Genomic DNA, 16,824 nt, shown 5'->3' with positions numbered 1-16,824 from the left:
TAATCATAACAGTTTCTTCACGATTTTCATAATTTGTTCTCATCTGTTTGGTATAAATATTTTCGAAGTTCATAAATTATTCATAGATTAGTAAAAGAAAATTCATCTTTTTAAACTGGTTAACGGTCGAAATCATTGTCTGTAAAAGCGTTTTACTTAATTGAGAATTTTCGCGTAATGTATCTTCATGCACATTATTTCAAAGGCAAGGCATTCTTGTTACAAAAATTAAGAATGCTTCAAAACCCTTGTCTATCCGCTCGAATGCAGGCAAAATGGAAAATGTATTAGGGGGTAAACTCAAAAATGGAACCTAGAATTAATTCTCGTAAACATTTATATCGACTTAAAATTTACATTATCTATTCAATTGCTTTCCTGTTGGTCTGCCTGGCAACTTATACGATTCCCTGGCTGGCCGGGAAAACACTCATCTGGAATGTGGATGGGATCGCCCAACATTTTCCAATTCTGGCGCAATTTCAACGAATCCTTCAAGGAACTTCTCACCAGTCGCTTACCGGCTGGTCATGGAACCTTGGCGCCGGTGCCGACCAATTAACCACCTTTGCTTTTTATGTCATTGGTGATCCGTTTAGCTACCTGATCGCTCTTTTTCCTGCTTCAAAGTTGGAACTGGGGTATCAGTTGTTAATTCTATTGCGGCTTTACTGCGTGGGCTTGGCATTCCTGGCTTGGGCTAACGAGCGCCGATTCAGTACCCACAGTAAATTAATTGGAACCATTATCTATACATTTTCCGGATACAATTTTTACGTTTCAATGCATCACCCATTCTTCATTTTGCCAATGATTCTCTTTCCACTGTTGGCAATGGGGATTGAAAAGATTCTCCACAAGCAAAACTGGCTGCCACTGGCAATCGCCGTTGCCCTTTCATTAATTAGCAACTTTTATTTTGCCTACATGTTGGCCATTGGATCACTCGTCTATTTGGTCACCCGGTGGGTCGCAATTCATCACCATTATCCAGATCGAATTCAGCCGGTCAAGACACTTTATTGCTTGGCTCAAGCGATCATTAGCGGTATTTTAACCGCCAGTGTCGTCCTGCTGCCAACCCTTATGACGGTGCTGCAATCGACTCGAATTGCCTATCATGCCAAGTTTGCCAACGGACTGCTGCTGTATCCACTCAAATACTATCTTTCACTGCCGGATCAGATCGTGACCAGCACCACGACCAAGGATTACTGGTTGGTGCTTAATTTCTGTGGGCTGACATTTTTGGCCGCCGTTTATATCCTGAAACATTTCTCGAAGTTCCGATCACTGGCAATCATTATCACTTTAACCATCGTGGCGCTTTTATTCCCACAATTCAGTGCTTTGGCAAATGCCATGTCGACACCGTCCAACCGTTGGCTTTTCTTAATTGTTCTGCCAATGTGCCTGGCGACGATGATATTTGTCGATCGACTGCCCAAGTTAACCAGAAGTGATATTACTTGGCTGATTGTTGCAACTTTCGGGTTAATCATTCTGGTCTGGATCACCAAGGGTCTGACCCTCAACATCCCTCAAAATGATTTAGTTTCATACGGTATCCTGCTTAGTTTCCTTCTATTAATTGTCTGTCAGACAACGCTCAAAATATCGCCGCGAAATACCGGCTATATCTTAACGGCGTTAATCTTGGTCAGCACGGTGAGTGCCGGTCAAGGTTGGTTCAGTCCCAATAACAGTCGAAACATTAAATCAAACCTGGTTACCGGAACCGCCTCTCAATGGCTGAAGAAATACTATGACGGTGCTGAAAACGCCTTGCCAAAACACGGTGACTTTTACCGAACATCAACCATCAGCAATTTTTATCCTCACAGAACTGCCGGGAATAATATTCCAATGGTTCTGGGTACTCATGACCTGGGCGCTTATTATTCCATTCAAAACGGAAATGTCTTCAAATTTACCCGTTCACTTGGCGACGCCCGCGCCGTGGTCAATTCCGTTATTGGTGAAGGCGACGGCCGAACCACCCTTCTGAATCTACTGGGCGTGAAGTACATTTTTGCCAAAACCGATATTCTTAAGAACCCACAAACCATCCCTTATGGATTCCATTTTGTCAGAAATCAGGCAGGAAATATCGTCGATTACCCAGAACAACCAGTCAGCGGCTTGAGTAACCACTCAGGAACTATTTTACTGGAATCTGATTTGGCACTTCCTTTGGCTTATACTCAGGTTCATGCCATCTCAGACGTCAATTACAACAACATGTCCAAGCTGCAAAAAGAACAGGCATTGCTGCACGGGACGGTTTTCAGCAAGCCCGTTGACGGGGTTTCATTATCTCAACCCAAAAATCCTGTCAAAAACGTTGACTACACCACTCAAGTGTTTACGCAACACATTGTCAATTCATCCATGAAAGCAGTCCTCGACCGAATGCGGATTTCGCCAAACGGTAGATACCGTCAGGCCGCCAAAGAATTCAAGAACGGAATTCCAGCCCACAAAATCAAAATTTGGGCAAAGGCGACTGGCGTCCATCCAAGCAGCAAACCACTTCAAAACATTTTGCGGAAAAATGCCAAGGTCGTTGAACGCAACAACGTCGAAAACGCAAATAGCCTTCACCTGATGGACAACGATGCTCAAGGCCGTCATTTGTCATACAAGTTGAGCATTGATAATCCTGAAAGATACAAGAATAGTGAGTTATATTTAATCATTGATGGGGTTTCAAGAACCCGCCACACGACAATGGATCGAATCAATACATTAACTGCTGATTCAATCATTGACGGTCAACCAGTTTCAAAACTACAAAAGATTAACCGGTTCAGAAAAGCCTTACAGTATCCTGACCTGGGAGCTTACACGTTGTGGGCTCAATCTTCCAACAGTTTTAACTTCATTCGTCAACTGCCGATTAACAACCTTTCCGACTACGAGGATCGGCAACATATTGTTTTGAACCTTGGCTATTCAAGCAAGGTCCGCAAAGCATTTACGATCCACTTCAAAGGGGTCAAACAATTACGGTTCAAGAGTGTTAAATTAATGGCCGTTCCTTTCAATAAAAACTACAATAAGCAGATTCACAACCTGCAAAAATCCGGCTTGAGCGATCAAAAGGTCACGAATAATTCCGTATCCGGATACACTGATACGGTTGAGCGAACTCGAATCCTGACAACTTCAATTCCATATTCATCCGGTTGGCATCTGACCATTGACGGCCAGCCCGGTGACATCTTTAAAGTCAACAAAGGCTTTGTCGGAGCCCGGATTCCAGTCGGTCGGCACTTTGTAAAATTAACCTACAAGACGCCGGGATTATCCCTGGGAATCATCTTAACGATGATTGGCCTTGCATGGATCGCAATCTTTACGGTTATTTCTTCCGGAAGATTCATTTACCGGAAATTCAGTAAAAAAACACGATCCTAATTGAATAGCGTCATCATTTTATCCCTCACAAAAGGAGCTTAAGATTGGACTCAAACGTCCGACCTTAAGCTCCTTTTTGTGTGTATTTTTTAATTCCGACTCGTGACTTACTCTTTGATACTTGATACGAGCAAATCCGGGTTGGCATGTTCTGTAAACAGATCGTTGATTTCTCGTGCGGCATTAACCGATGGACTGAAGGTGACGATCGTGTCATAGCCAGCCAAGGTTCCCGACACATTATCCATGTGAAGGTCATCAATGACAGCTGCCAATGGGTTGGCATAACTTGGCTGGGTATGAATCACGTTCACAAATTGAATTTGGCGAATATCGGTCACGGTTCCGTTAATCATGCGATACATTCGTTCAATTTCGTTTTGATTACCCGATTTAAAAATCATGTAGCGGGAATTTCCTGAACTGTCAGGTTGTTTAACAATCTGCATTTCGCGGATATCTCTTGAAAGTGTGGCCTGGGTAACATTAATACCGGCCACCTTCAGCTTTTCCATTAACTCATCCTGGGTTGTGATCGTATATTGATTGATAATCTGCTCAATTTTGGACTGACGAGCTTCCTTCTTCATTATAAAGTGCATCCCTTTCACATCTGATAAATTGACTAGCCAAAAACGATTCACGGCTTGTTTAAATATTCAGTAATTAACGTTGAATTTGCATAACACTATCATAACAAATCATAAACCAAAGTTCGCCTATTTTCCAAAAAAGAAACAATTATTTCATACTTTCTTCAGAATTGGTTGGAGTAATGCCAAGTTTCCTTGGCGTGCTTAGGTGTCAGGTGCTTTTTATCATCATAAACACTGATGTCGGCACCCTTTCCACTCAGCAGTTCAGCTTCGACTGAATCTTGATAAACGGAGAATTTAAACTCGTTTCCGTATAAGTGAACTCTGAATTTAACGCAGTTCCAGGTTACCGGTAAGTGAGGCTTCAGACTAAAGCTGGTAGCGTTATTCACGATACCGACAAAGCCATACATGATGCCTTCCCAGGCAGCCCCCAAGCTTCCGGCATGAATCCCGTTTTTGGTATTATGGTGAACATCCATCAAATCCGTCTGAACGGCCTGTGAGAAGAAGTTGTAAGCTTGCTTGTCTTTACCTATTCTGGCAGCAATAATCGCGTAAATCGCCTTAGACAGGCTAGAATCATGGGTTGTAATCGGCTCATAGAACTCATAGTCAGCTTTCAGTTGATCCAACGTATTTCCTTCTGGGAACATGAAGTCAACCATCACGGTATCCGCCTGCTTATTGACCTGTTGCCGATACAGCATCAACGGATGGTAGTGCAGCAACAACGGGAATTTGCTTTGGTCAATTGAAGCCAGATCCATCTTCGGGAGCTGTTCAAAGTCCTGAAATTGCAGCTTAACATTCTTGCGCTTATCGTACGGCAGATACATCGATTCAGCAGCCTGGTCCATCGATTTAATTTCATCGACTGTCACGTTGAGACGACTGAGGATGCCATCATCACCACGGAACTTCCGGGCGTATTTAACGGCCAAGCGAAGATTGTTTTGTGCCAAAGCGTTGGTGTAATAGTTGTTATCAACCAAGGCACTATACTCATCCGGTCCAGTAACCCGGTTCAATACAAATTGACGTTTACCATTTAGCTGAGCATAGTTGCCATATTCCATCCAAAATCTGGCTGTTTCAAGAATAATTTCAAACCCGTAGTTGCGGATAAAGGCCTCATCGTGGGTAATCTCGTAGTATTGCTCAACCGCAAATGCGATGTCGGCATTAATATGAAATTGGGCCTGGCCTGCCAACCAGTAGGCACTGGATTCATAACCGTTGATTGTTCGCCAAGGATACATGGCACCCTTTTCCAGGCCAAAGTCGCTGGCCTGCTCTTTGGCAATTTGGAGTGTATGATATCGAAACATCAACAACTTCTTGGCAACTTCCGGCTGCGTGTATGTGAAGAATGGCAGCATGAAGATTTCTGTATCCCAGAAGAAATGGCCGCCATATCCATTACCAGTCAACCCCTTGGCAGGAATGCTGGTTTGTTCATTACGTCCGGCAGATTGATTAAGCTCAAACAAGTTAAATCGGACACACAGTTGAAGCGCTGGATCACCTTCAATCTGAACGTCACTGTGAAGCCAAAATGTCTGCCAGACTTGAGCAGAAGCCATCAGTTCAGATTTGAACGTCGTATCCATGATGTAGTTGTCCAGTGCGGAAAGGTATTGGTCGGAGTACATATTGGCGTTAACCAATGGATGAATATCGCCAATAGCAAATAAAAATTCAAACTCTTTGGAACTACCGGGTTTGGCAAAATACTTACTCCGGTAGCCATAATGATGGTTACTATCTCTGAAATATTCAATTGGAGGATTTGGCTCGAAGTTTTCAGTAGCCTTAAAGTGATAATGGCACCCTGCTGACTTCTAAAAGTCGTCACCAGATAACTCGGCTGACCGTTGTCCGGAATAAAGTCCAATTGCATTTGACCCAGATCAGTGCTGACCCGGATATCGTCATCCTGCTGATGAACTTTTTGGTTAACGTAATCATGAACTTTGATGATTTCGACTTCATCGGAAAAATTTGTCGGAATGATTGAATATTTGACCCCAAATACGTTGGTTTTGCTCAAACTGGCAAAGCTCTCAACTACCAGATTAAAGTTGCGGTTTTCAGGCGTTGTCACACTGAAAAGTTCGTGCAGCAAGCCCGTCTGCATGTCCAAGTTTTTATCAATATTTTCAACTTTAAAATGATCGGTTAATGAATCCTCACTGCCAACCTTGATTCGAATTGCGCGGGGATCAAACAGCCGATTGATAACCTGATTATTGTCAGGATATCCACGGTATTTTTCACCATAGGAGACCTCTTTATAATCGAAGAAGCCGTTGATAAACAAGCCGGGGGATCCAATATAATCCGGATTGTTACCCTGCAATGGATTGGAGTCACGGACACCGAAATGCCCGTTACCCACGTTATAAATTGTTTCCAGGAAAATCTGTTCTTTGCTTTTTAATGTTTGCAAGTGAATTTGAAATTCAGGTGATTGTTCAATTCTCAATACATAGAACCCCCTTAAATTGGATTATGTATGACTTGATACGGAAAAGTTCTGTAACAATTTTACCATCTATCACAGAAAATTCATGATTTGGCAACAAAATATTCACACTTTTGTGCTAGTACCTTATAGTTATATAAATGATTGAGCGGAAAATCTTAAGATTGATATAATACGACCGTTTAAAGGTTCACCGCCTTTACTGTATAACTGGGAATTGCTATACTTGGTTGTACCTTTTTTTGCAGAATAATGACATCAGAAGTCACTATTCATGCATATATTACTAGAATATCATATAATCTGGTTGGAAGATAAATTAAAAGGCGAGAGGTCTCAAAGGAGAATTACAATTATGAACAGCAAATTACTTTCGTTTCTTGAAGAAATTAAAGCTCAAGGTAACATGTCCAAAGCCGCTCAAGCTTTGTTTGTGACTCAACCATATATCAGTCGGGTTATAAAGAATGCCGAAGTTAACTTTGGTGTCAAACTAATTGATCGATCATCTCATCCAATTCAGTTGACCTACGCTGGTGAACGTCTTCTGGCTTTTCTGCAAGAGGAAAACCGATTGCGAGCCAATCTTGACCGTGAAATGACCCATTTGTCACAGTTTAAATATGGTCATTTGACAATCGCATCCAATGAAGTGGTAACCAATGACCTGTACAAACCGGTTCTTGTTCGCTTCTATAACAAGTATCGGAATATTCATGCACAGATTACCCGCATGACTAGTCGGGACGCCGAAAAGCGTTTGTTATCCGGAACATTGGACTTCTTCATTGGTCACGCACTTCAGAGTCACAAAGTTGAATACAAACCGATTGCCCAATTGCCATTGGTCTTGATTATCCCCGAAACTTCCAAGTTGTATCAACAAGGAAAAGTATTTGTGGATTACAAAGATCTTGACCTTTCCGAGCTTTCAGGTGAAAACTTTATCGGTACACCACAAGAAGATAACTATCAACGACTGGTTACCAGCTTCTTGAATGATATTGGCGTTCAAGCTGATATTAATATTGAAGTGCCGGACCTGCATTTGGCTTCTGACTTGGCATTGGAACATGTCGGTGCGATTATCACACCGGAACCATTTGCCAACCCACGTCGATTAACTGATGAACAGCAAAAGCATATCAACATCGTTAAGATTCCAACCGATGTCTTAACATCCAACTTTGGTATTTCATATATTAAGAACAAGCAGACCTCAGAACCTGTAACTGATTTATTGAATTTGATTTCTGAATATGTGGATGAATATGTGCCTAAGCGTTAATGCCATTAAATAACGGTTAACTCAAAAAGGATCAGCGATTAACGTCGCTGACCCTTTTTATTGTGGACATATTTAATTATTCTTCAACTTTTTTGCTCAAGCCGGTGTGGTTCAATAAAATATTCAAAATAACGGCGGTGAAACTTCCGACAACCATTCCGTTACTCATGATAACTTGAACGGTAGCAGGTAAGTATTGGAACAAATGAGGCTGAGTGGTAACACCCAAACCAAATCCAATGGAAATCGCAATGATCAACAGGTTCTTGTTGTTTAATTCAACCTGTGAGAGCATTTTAATACCTTGAGCACCAACCATCCCAAACATAACCAACATCGCACCACCAAGCACTGAGGCCGGAATTAAAGTGGCAATGGCACCGAACTTGGGGATTAGGCCCAAAATCATCAGCATGAATGCTGAATAGTAAATTGGGGTTAATTTTTTGATTCCAGATAATTGAACAATTCCAACGTTTTGAGAGAACGTCGAATATGGGAAGGTGTTAAAAAGTCCACCAAGGATGGCGGCAATTCCTTCTGAACGATAACCATGTTCCAGGTCACGGTCTTCAAGCTTTCGGCCGGTAATATCACTCAAAGCGAAGTACACACCGGTCGATTCAATCATACAAGTGAATGCAGCCAGAATTAAAGTGGCAATTGACGACCATTCAAACCGGGGAGTTCCAAAATAAAAGAGTTGTGGCAACTGTGCCCAGTGGGCTTGACCAACTGCAGCAAAGTCAACGGTTCCCATCAAAACGGCAACAATTGAACCAACTAAAATTCCGATCAGAATTGAAATCTGCTTGATAAATCCTTTTGCCCAAATATTCAAAACAATAATAACAAGTGCTGTAAAGAATCCAAGGAATAAATGAGTTGGGTTACCAAATGCCTTGGCAGTGGCATCCCCACCACCAATGTTTTGAAAGGCAACCGGCATTAAAGTAAAACCAATCAAAGTGATCAATGAACCGGTAACAACTAATGGGAAGTACTTCCGCATATGGGCAAATGGCTTCGCAATCAGGATAATGAAAATCCCGGCAATAATGATTCCGCCATACATATATCCCAAGCCAAAGTTTTTACCAATCGACTGTAATGGTGCCACATACTCAACAGCACATCCAAGAACAACCGGCAGGCCAATCCCTGTAATCGGTGTCCGACGGATTTGAAGCAGGGTTGCAACCCCACACATGAAGATATCCATTGATACCAGATAGGTCATCTGAGTAGCGTTAAATCCAAGCGCCCCACCAATTAACAGTGGAACCAGGATATCGCCGGAATACATAGCGAGAAGATGTTGAAAACCTAAAATAGCATTACGAACTGGTGATTTACCACCTGAAACAGAAACATTATTCATGATGTTCTCCCTTTTATTCGTGTTTTAAACAATAATAATATGTTAACATGATTTTTCGTCAATAACAACGGAATTCCCGAATAATAACGCTATCAATTCCATGAAAAATCCGTTGTTATGAATTGCTTACAGCTTAGCCCCAAAAATACCGAATAAAAAAGCCGAAACCGACTTCGTTTCGACTTTCAAAAAGTTAATTTAATTGAGCTGATTATCAATACCAGCCGTATGCTTTCCAGTGGTGCTTGGCGTTAACCCAGCTACCGTAACGTGCATGAACATAATGATCAGCAGTCTTTTCCTGGTTGGCTTTTGAGTAGTTACCATGTAAGTATGAAGCACTTAATTGGTAACGGCCGATGTAGCGACCATTGCGGGCATGGTATGAACCGCGTGATTCGTGATAAGCGATCCAGTTCTTGGCTTTTTGGTTAGCCTTTGATAAATGTGATTTATATACTTTAGTAGTTTTAGCTTCTGCGATTTCAGTGGATGCGGCAACGTTCATAGTGCCATAGAAAGTTAATGCAGTCATTAATGCGATAATGATCTTTTTGAGTTTCATGAAATATATTATTCCTTTCGTTTCGTGTTTAATCAACACTGAAGAATATACTCCTTGCTATTTACAGGCACGTGTCCAGAAAATTACAAGCCTGTTAAGCTGAAACCCGTTTTAGTAACATTCTCATAACATATCATGAGTAAGCGCTTATATAACGGCAATCGTAAAACGAAAAAATCGGTGAAATTCACGTGGAATTCACCGATTTTTTTATGTTAATTATTCGAAAATTGTTTGAAATAGCTGTTTTCCGAGAATATTCATTGCTTTTATCTGGGAATTTTGGCTGCCATTCTCGGATAAAACGACCGCAATAAATGCTCGATTCTTGTGTTTAATGATTGCTGCGTCATTTTGAACGCCGTAATCTGGAAATTCACCGGTTTTGTTATAAATCGTTGCTGATCCCCTAATTAATGCCGGAATTTTCGACTGGTTGGCATTGCCTTTCAACAATTGCAACATTTGAGCATCGTAATTTGATCCAAGCAACTGACCTGTGTAGATCGCATTTAACGTCTTGCCAACATCATCTGCACTTGTATAGTTGTCTCGGCCGGCCTTTAAAGCCGTGTAATCCAACATTTTTCTTTGAATTCTGGTGTTGTTGCAACCCAGTTCTTGAATTGATTTGTTAATTGGTGCCAAGCCGCCAAGCTTGTCAATCAACACATTAGTTGCCGTGTTATCACTGTTTTTGATCATCAAATTCAGCAAATTAATGCAACTTAGCCTGTTGGTATCTTGATTGGCCAACTGCCCTGTTCCACCCACCTTGTCATCCTGTGGAATCGAAACCATATCATTCAAATGTAATGTTCCGGCTTTAATCTGTCGAAAAGCTTCAACCATAACAAATATTTTAATATCACTGGCAGAACGTTGACGACGGCTGCCATTAATATGAATTGCCTGATGATCACCAATTACCTTGACGTAGCCGGAGGTCTTTTTGGATGCATCATTCACGCAAGTTTGCAGTGCATGCTGAATTTGGCCATTTTCAGAACTGCTTTTAACCTGTTTCTTTTTTTCTGGCGTTTTAGTCCGTTGACTGGATTTCTGGACTGAACTACTTGTTGAATGAGCCTGCTCTGTACTGTGCTTCTGCGTCGAACATCCTGATAACACCAGCAAGCTCAGTAAAGCAGCAACTTTAATACTTAACCCAAACTTCATTTACAAGGTCTCCATGATAAGTTTTGCCATCAGTCAATACTGAATTACCATCATATGATGTATATCCATAATAGGTTTCAACTTGGCCATTACTCCATGTCACGTCAATTTTAACGTTGGCATTAATGTTTTTGGTCTTATTTGTTCCGGTTGTCACATCATACGATAAAATGCCACTTTGGCTGTCGGCAGAAATGGTGGCAACACCATGGAGACTCGTGCCGTCTGTATTTTCCTGATCCACCGTTCCATCGGAATCAATGATTAAATCACTCTGAAGTCGATCGGGATCATAGTTATAAAATTGATAGTCTCCGGTAAATTTTGAATAACTTGAAAAACTATCATTCGTGCTCAAATCTGTTGTTCCACCATTCGAGTTGGTATTAGCAGTCTGATTTTGCTTCTTGGCTTTTTTAAGCAGGAAGGCATCATTGCTCTTCTGCAGCTGGAAATATTCCGTTTTAAGGGAACCAAATCCACTCTTGCTTAAATCAGCAATCCGAATACTATTCAGTGTTTTGTTTGAAGCCTTATAATTGCCACTTTCATTCAAGGTACGAGCGGATTTGATAATTCCTTCGTACTCCGAAATCTTGTTTTGCTCTTTGGAACTTACCTTTGGCTTGTTGTTATCACTAGCACTTTTACTCGAACATCCGGCAACAGCGAATGTAAATGCAGCCAACACACTTAGAACTACCCCAAATTTTTTCATTGTAATCTCCCACATATAATTAGAATGTTATTCTATTATATAATAGTTTAAAATCACAATCTTAACAATGGGAATTCTGCTAAACTCGTTTTAATGTATACTAATCTGTGGGAGGGATATTCGATGGAACCTCATTTTAATAAAATTACCAAGTACGGGTATGACAAAATTGCCTCTGAAATTCGCGATCTTGAAAATTCCCGTCCAGCAAAAATTAAAAATCTGGCAGATGCCCGGGCACTCGGGGACCTCTCGGAAAATGCCGAGTATAGTGCTGCCAAAAGAGAGCTTCGTCATCTGGAAAGCAGACTCAGGTTCTTACGTAAGGAGCTTCAATATGCGCAGGTTTACACCCCTTCCAACAACGATACAGTCGAAGTTGGTAAAACGGTCACCTTTGAATTTATGGATGATCATTCCACGGACACTTATGAAATCGTTGGAACCCCGGAAGTTGATATTGATCATAATAAGATTTCAATTGCCTCACCAATTGGCGCCGCATTATTAAATCATCATTCGGGGGACGTTGTCACGGTTTCGGCACCACAATTAACGTATAAAATTAAAATTGTTTCGATTAAAGTTTAAAAGGACCGGCATCTGCCGGTCCTTTTGTGGATTCATGACTCACTTTTTCTGGAGAATTTGTAATACAAATAACAGCCCACAATCACAACAACGACAACCAAAATGACCATCAGCCACTCATCAACAATCCCGAGGATCTGATCCCAGGCACGACCGGCAAAATGACCAATGATGATCAGAATAGTATTCCAAACAACGGTTCCAATGGTTGTTAGTAAACAGAACCGGCTAAAGGGAAAACCGGTCATCCCGGCAGGAATCGAAATCAGGCTCCGGACAACCGGAATACACCGGCCTAATAGAATGGCCTTGCCACCATGGTTATTAAAATACCTGGCGGCTTTTTCAATATCGGCAGGCTTTAACCGCATCAATTTGCCCAATCGACCGGAAACCAATTTTTCAATCTGCTTCACACTCAAGAGCCGACCCACGCCATATAAAGCGATGGCTCCAATCAACGCGCCCGCTGTCGCCGCAAGAACCGATCCCCAAATCGTCATCTTGCTGGTAACGGTCAAATAACCTGTAAATATCAATACCAGTTCGGAAGGAATCGGCGGAAAGATATTCTCAATTGCGATCAAGAAGGCAATTCCGAGATACCCATACTGATTAATCAATTCAATAATGGTATTTTCGCTCAAATTGGTTCCTCATTTCGTTTGTAAGTATCAGAATTATAACATATCCAAAAGAATCATCTTTGGAAACCCTCATTGAATGCCGTATAATTAAGGTATTAACAAAGGAGGATGATCATGAAAACTGTAAAAATTGGTAATACAAATTTTGAAGCATCTGCAGTTGCACTTGGCATTATGCGCATGGCTGGTATGGAAACCGCTGACGCAGCCAAAACACTTGAAACTGCGGTTGATACCGGGATTAACTTTATTGATTCAGCCGACATCTATGGTGGTGGCGAATCTGAAAACAAATTCAGAGAAGCACTAAAAGCATCCGGTATTTCTCGTGACAAACTGTTCATTCAATCCAAAGGCGGTATTATTTTGGATCCGGCCCGAAGCCATGATGGCTTAGTATTTGGCCAAAGATATGACTTCTCCAAGCAGCACCTGATTGATTCTGTTGACGGCATTTTGAAGCGAATGGGCATCGATTATTTGGATTCATTCCTGCTTCACCGTCCAGATCCATTAATGGAAGCTGACGACATTGCCGATGCATTTGATACATTACAACGCGAAGGTAAAGTCCGCCACTTTGGTGTTTCAAACTTCAACCCCCAACAAGTTGAAATGGTTCAATCATGGATTAGCCAACGTTTGTTAATTAACCAGTTACAATTTAACGTTGTTCATTCAGGAATGATTAAGGAAGGCATGCACGTCAACATGATTGATGACGGCAGCATCATGCACGACGGCGGAATCATGGAATATTCACGTCGCAAGAACATGACGATTCAAGCATGGTCACCATTCAACTACGGCTTGTTTGCCGGCATGTACATCAACGATCCGAAGTTCAAGAAGTTAAATGACAAATTAGCAGAACTGGGTAAAAAGTATGGTGTTTCAAAGAATGCCATTGCCACTGCCTGGATTCTCAGACATCCTGCTCACGTCCAAGTATTGCTTGGAACAATGAATCCAGAACATATCAAGGACAGTGCTTCAGGTGCAGACGTCGACTTGACTAAACAAGAATGGTACGATCTGTTCTTCGCAGCCGGAAACGATTTGCCTTAAAAATCAATTGCTGCCAAGTATATTGGTAATAGTCGATAAAAATAAAACCACAAAAAAGATCAACCCGGAAAAATTTGGTTGGTCTTTTTACGTATTTATTTAATGATGGCTGAAGAGTCATCTTTGCTTCCCCTGGCAAAATGCACCTAAGTGTGCATACTTTTCCAATACGCTTGCCTTCAAACAACCTTTTTTGGTATGTTTGAAGGCAGAGTCTACATATAGAATTGAGGTTAATCATGAGTCAACATAAAAAGTACCATAAGACTTATCATCAAAAAAGCCGTCATCCATGGCTCAAGAGCTTAGTCGCCCTGGTTGTCATTCTTGGTGGCATGTGGCTGGGTGTCGGTCAACAGTCAAACAGCTTTACAGCCTTTATCAGCCAAATTTCCAGTTCCCTTTTTCATTCAAATAAAAGTGTTGCCACCGACCAATTAGCCAAACTTGATTATCATTCCGGCGATCCGAGTTATGTCTTCGTCAACCACAATAAGGCGAAACTGGATCCTAATACTTGGAAAACCAACAAGGTCATTTATTCAAACTTGGATAACTTTCACCGCACCAGTACCGGCAACTTGGCATACTTGGAATCCTGCAATGTGGTATCAGACCAAAACCGGGTTCGTCAATTTGTGGAACCGACCGCTTGGCATCAAAAGTTCATGGATGGCCAGCCGATTATCAACCGTGGCCACTTAATTGCCTATTCAATCTCCGGTGGAATCAGCTCATCTGGGAAATATAACCCAACTGACACTTCCGGGGACCAAAATAATCCGAAAAACTTATTCACCCAGACCAGCTTTTCCAACCAACAGGTGCAAACGATTTTTGAAAGTAAAGTCCGCGAATCTCTTCGCCGGGGCAATAAAGTGATTTTCTTTGCCAAACCGATTTTTAGAGGAAACGAACTCATGGCAAGGGGCATTCATCTCGAAGCCATTTCAACAAACAAATCTTTAAACTTCAACGTTTACCTGTTTAACGTTCAACCCAATATTCAGTTCGACTATTCAACTGGCAGATCTCACATTGATCGGAATATGAAAGTACCCGAACCATAAAACAATAAACATTCGCACAAAAAAGGACCCGCATCTTGCGGATCCTTTTTGATTCAAATAATTATGCCCGTTGTGCGCCATCAATGACAAAATCGGCACCGTTGGCGAATTTGGATTCATCGCTACCAAGGTAAATACAGATTTCACCAATATCAACTGGTTCACCCATGTGGCCAACAGGGATCGTCTTAGTGATAGCTTCCTCATATCCCTTGGGAATAATATCAGTTGCGATCCAGCCGGGATGGACGTTGTTCACGCGAATATCAAGTTTCTCCTGTGCAAGTGCCAAAGCAGTTGCATGGGTTAATAACCGGCTACCGCCTTTACTTGCCGAATAAGCTGGGCTCATTGGCAGGCCAACCAGACCGGCAACGGATGAAATGTTGATAATTGATCCCTTGCCACCAGCATATTTCTTCATGGCTTTAATGCCATATTTTTCACCAAGAAAGGTTCCAGTTAAGTTGACATTGATGACTTGCTGCCAGTCTTCCAGGCTCAAATCTTCGAGTGGTCCATTCTTACCGCCGACACCGGCGTTGTTAACCACAATATCAACCTTGCCAAATTTATCGATTGCTTTTTGAACAGTGTTTTGCCATGACTTTTCATCGGCAACATCCTGCTGAACAAATAATGACTTGTCGTCACCAAACTTTTCAACCGCCTTTTTACCGCCATCAACATTATGGTTGGCAGTCAAAACAACTTTGGCGCCCTCACGAATATAACATTCAGCGATTCCCAGGCCGATACCTGCAACACCGCCAGTGATAATTGCAACTTTATCTTTCAAACGATCCATATATAACCTCTCCCTTCTGTCCTTTACGCCATCAGTGTAACCGAGCTGATTTTCAATATCAATCATTCTGCTCATTCATTCACATATCAATTGAGGTCGTTGCCTATTCATTATCATGGTAGAATATTCTCAAACATGTCACTAACTGGATACAAGGAGTTAAGACAATGGCAAAAATCACGGACACCATGCATAAACAATCAGAACCACTTTGGGAATCAAGCTTCAATCATCCCTTCATCAAGCAACTTTCTGCCGGCTCATTGCCCCAACAGACTTTCCGATACTACTTGAAACAAGACCGGTATTACCTGGAAAACTTTGCGGCACTTCATGCAAAGATTGCCGACCAAATGGATGATCCCGACATCAAACAATTCCTATATGCCGGTACTCAAGGGTTTAATGACAGTGAAAAAGAAGTCCGAACAGCCTTCTTTCAGGAATTAAATATTACCCAACAAGAAATCAATCAAACTGAAATTGCTCCAAATGCGTATAGTTACGTTACCCATATGTATCATGAACTCAATGAAGGCACACCGTCGAGGGCAGCTGCCGCGCTGTTGCCATGCTACTGGCTGTATAACGAAATCGGTAAACTGCTCATCAAAGCAGGCTCGCCAATCAAAGTTTACCAGCAATTCATTGAAACATACGACAGCAAAGCATTCACGAATGCCACGGCCAAAATGATTCAAATTGTCGATCAATTAGGCAACGAGGCCGATGCAGAGGAGCAGGAACAAATGCAAACGGCGTTCCTTAGAAGCAGCTACTTTGAACTGCACTTCTGGGAAATGGCCTATCGACATGAGATGTGGTAACCCGAGCCCCCCTCATTTCATCAACAGCCATTTTCGCCGCATAACATAAAGCACCAAAAATCTCACGACAAACTAAAGGAGTTTAATCAAAAATGCCCATCTATATGTTTCATGGTTACACAGCCAGCCCTGACGATCATTGGTTTCCATGGCTGCAGAAAAAAGTTGAATCTGAATT

The 16,824-nt window shown here is 41.7% G+C and carries 16 protein-coding genes; 7 read left to right on the top strand and 9 right to left on the bottom strand.

All coding sequences use genetic code 11. From position 1 onward, the window contains the following. Positions 1-306: 306 nt before the first annotated feature. Positions 307-3,420, top strand: a complete 3,114-nt coding sequence (locus LKE01_RS10295) for a YfhO family protein (protein ID WP_056981438.1) — start codon at positions 307-309, stop codon at positions 3,418-3,420. Positions 3,421-3,527: 107 nt separating this feature from the next. Here LKE01_RS10295 and LKE01_RS10290 read toward each other — a convergent pair whose 3' ends face one another. The 3 genes from LKE01_RS10290 to LKE01_RS12405 form a co-directional block, all read right to left on the bottom strand. Next, positions 3,528-4,010: an arginine repressor gene (locus LKE01_RS10290; protein ID WP_054769691.1), complete on the bottom strand. Its 483-nt coding sequence runs from the start codon at positions 4,008-4,010 to the stop codon at positions 3,528-3,530. Between the two features lie 167 nt (positions 4,011-4,177). Next, entirely contained in the window at positions 4,178-5,686 is a 1,509-nt protein-coding gene (locus LKE01_RS12410) for a glycosyl hydrolase family 65 domain-containing protein (RefSeq protein WP_225364669.1), read from the bottom strand. After that, positions 5,602-6,504: a glycoside hydrolase family 65 protein gene (locus tag LKE01_RS12405; RefSeq protein WP_225364670.1), complete on the bottom strand. Its 903-nt coding sequence runs from the start codon at positions 6,502-6,504 to the stop codon at positions 5,602-5,604. The genes LKE01_RS12410 and LKE01_RS12405 overlap by 85 nt, the downstream gene beginning before the upstream one ends. Before the next feature lie 355 nt (positions 6,505-6,859). Here LKE01_RS12405 and LKE01_RS10280 point away from each other — a divergent pair, with 355 nt between their 5' ends. After that, positions 6,860-7,792, top strand: a complete 933-nt coding sequence (locus LKE01_RS10280; protein ID WP_056981440.1) for a LysR family transcriptional regulator — start codon at positions 6,860-6,862, stop codon at positions 7,790-7,792. Between the two features lie 76 nt (positions 7,793-7,868). On the opposite strand, the gene LKE01_RS10275 is transcribed toward LKE01_RS10280, so the two are convergent. From LKE01_RS10275 to LKE01_RS10260, 4 genes are all read right to left on the bottom strand, one after another. Beyond that, positions 7,869-9,173 carry a nucleobase:cation symporter-2 family protein gene (locus LKE01_RS10275; RefSeq protein ID WP_056981442.1) on the bottom strand — a complete coding sequence of 435 codons (1,305 nt, stop codon included), beginning with the start codon at positions 9,171-9,173 and terminating at the stop codon, positions 7,869-7,871. Positions 9,174-9,387: 214 nt separating this feature from the next. Then, positions 9,388-9,738, bottom strand: coding sequence for an aggregation-promoting factor C-terminal-like domain-containing protein (locus tag LKE01_RS10270; protein ID WP_054769692.1), 351 nt, complete (start codon positions 9,736-9,738; stop codon positions 9,388-9,390). A 219-nt stretch (positions 9,739-9,957) separates the two neighbouring features. Next, positions 9,958-10,917, bottom strand: coding sequence for a serine hydrolase (locus LKE01_RS10265; protein ID WP_056981444.1), 960 nt, complete (start codon positions 10,915-10,917; stop codon positions 9,958-9,960). After that, entirely contained in the window at positions 10,895-11,635 is a 741-nt protein-coding gene (locus LKE01_RS10260) for a hypothetical protein (protein ID WP_056981447.1), read from the bottom strand. The genes LKE01_RS10265 and LKE01_RS10260 overlap by 23 nt, the downstream gene beginning before the upstream one ends. Before the next feature lie 123 nt (positions 11,636-11,758). On the opposite strand from LKE01_RS10260, the gene greA reads away from it, so the two are divergent. Continuing rightward, positions 11,759-12,226, top strand: coding sequence for a transcription elongation factor GreA (gene greA, locus LKE01_RS10255; RefSeq protein ID WP_056981449.1), 468 nt, complete (start codon positions 11,759-11,761; stop codon positions 12,224-12,226). A 32-nt stretch (positions 12,227-12,258) separates the two neighbouring features. On the opposite strand, the gene LKE01_RS10250 is transcribed toward greA, so the two are convergent. Further along, a complete protein-coding gene (locus tag LKE01_RS10250; protein WP_054769696.1) occupies positions 12,259-12,873 on the bottom strand; it encodes a DedA family protein in 615 nt (204 codons plus the stop codon). Positions 12,874-12,987: 114 nt separating this feature from the next. On the opposite strand from LKE01_RS10250, the gene LKE01_RS10245 reads away from it, so the two are divergent. Both LKE01_RS10245 and LKE01_RS10240 read left to right on the top strand, forming a co-directional pair. After that, on the top strand, positions 12,988-13,941 hold the full coding sequence (locus LKE01_RS10245; protein WP_054769697.1) for an aldo/keto reductase: 954 nt from the start codon (positions 12,988-12,990) through the stop codon (positions 13,939-13,941). A 239-nt stretch (positions 13,942-14,180) separates the two neighbouring features. Then, on the top strand, positions 14,181-15,011 hold the full coding sequence (locus tag LKE01_RS10240; RefSeq protein WP_054769698.1) for a DNA/RNA non-specific endonuclease: 831 nt from the start codon (positions 14,181-14,183) through the stop codon (positions 15,009-15,011). Positions 15,012-15,072: 61 nt separating this feature from the next. Here LKE01_RS10240 and LKE01_RS10235 read toward each other — a convergent pair whose 3' ends face one another. Beyond that, positions 15,073-15,819: a glucose 1-dehydrogenase gene (locus LKE01_RS10235; RefSeq protein WP_056981451.1), complete on the bottom strand. Its 747-nt coding sequence runs from the start codon at positions 15,817-15,819 to the stop codon at positions 15,073-15,075. 167 nt (positions 15,820-15,986) lie between these two features. On the opposite strand from LKE01_RS10235, the gene tenA reads away from it, so the two are divergent. Both tenA and LKE01_RS12465 read left to right on the top strand, forming a co-directional pair. Beyond that, positions 15,987-16,646: a thiaminase II gene (gene tenA / locus LKE01_RS10230; protein ID WP_056981453.1), complete on the top strand. Its 660-nt coding sequence runs from the start codon at positions 15,987-15,989 to the stop codon at positions 16,644-16,646. A 92-nt stretch (positions 16,647-16,738) separates the two neighbouring features. Continuing rightward, on the top strand, positions 16,739-16,824 hold an 86-nt coding region (locus tag LKE01_RS12465), incomplete at its 3' end, for an alpha/beta hydrolase (RefSeq protein ID WP_503826046.1).

The organism is Lentilactobacillus kefiri, assembly GCF_007989105.1.
Taxonomy (GTDB): Bacteria; Bacillota; Bacilli; order Lactobacillales; family Lactobacillaceae; genus Lentilactobacillus; species Lentilactobacillus kefiri.
Note: the sequence above shows the minus strand (reverse complement) of the source record. Positions and strands in the feature narration are given on the sequence as shown.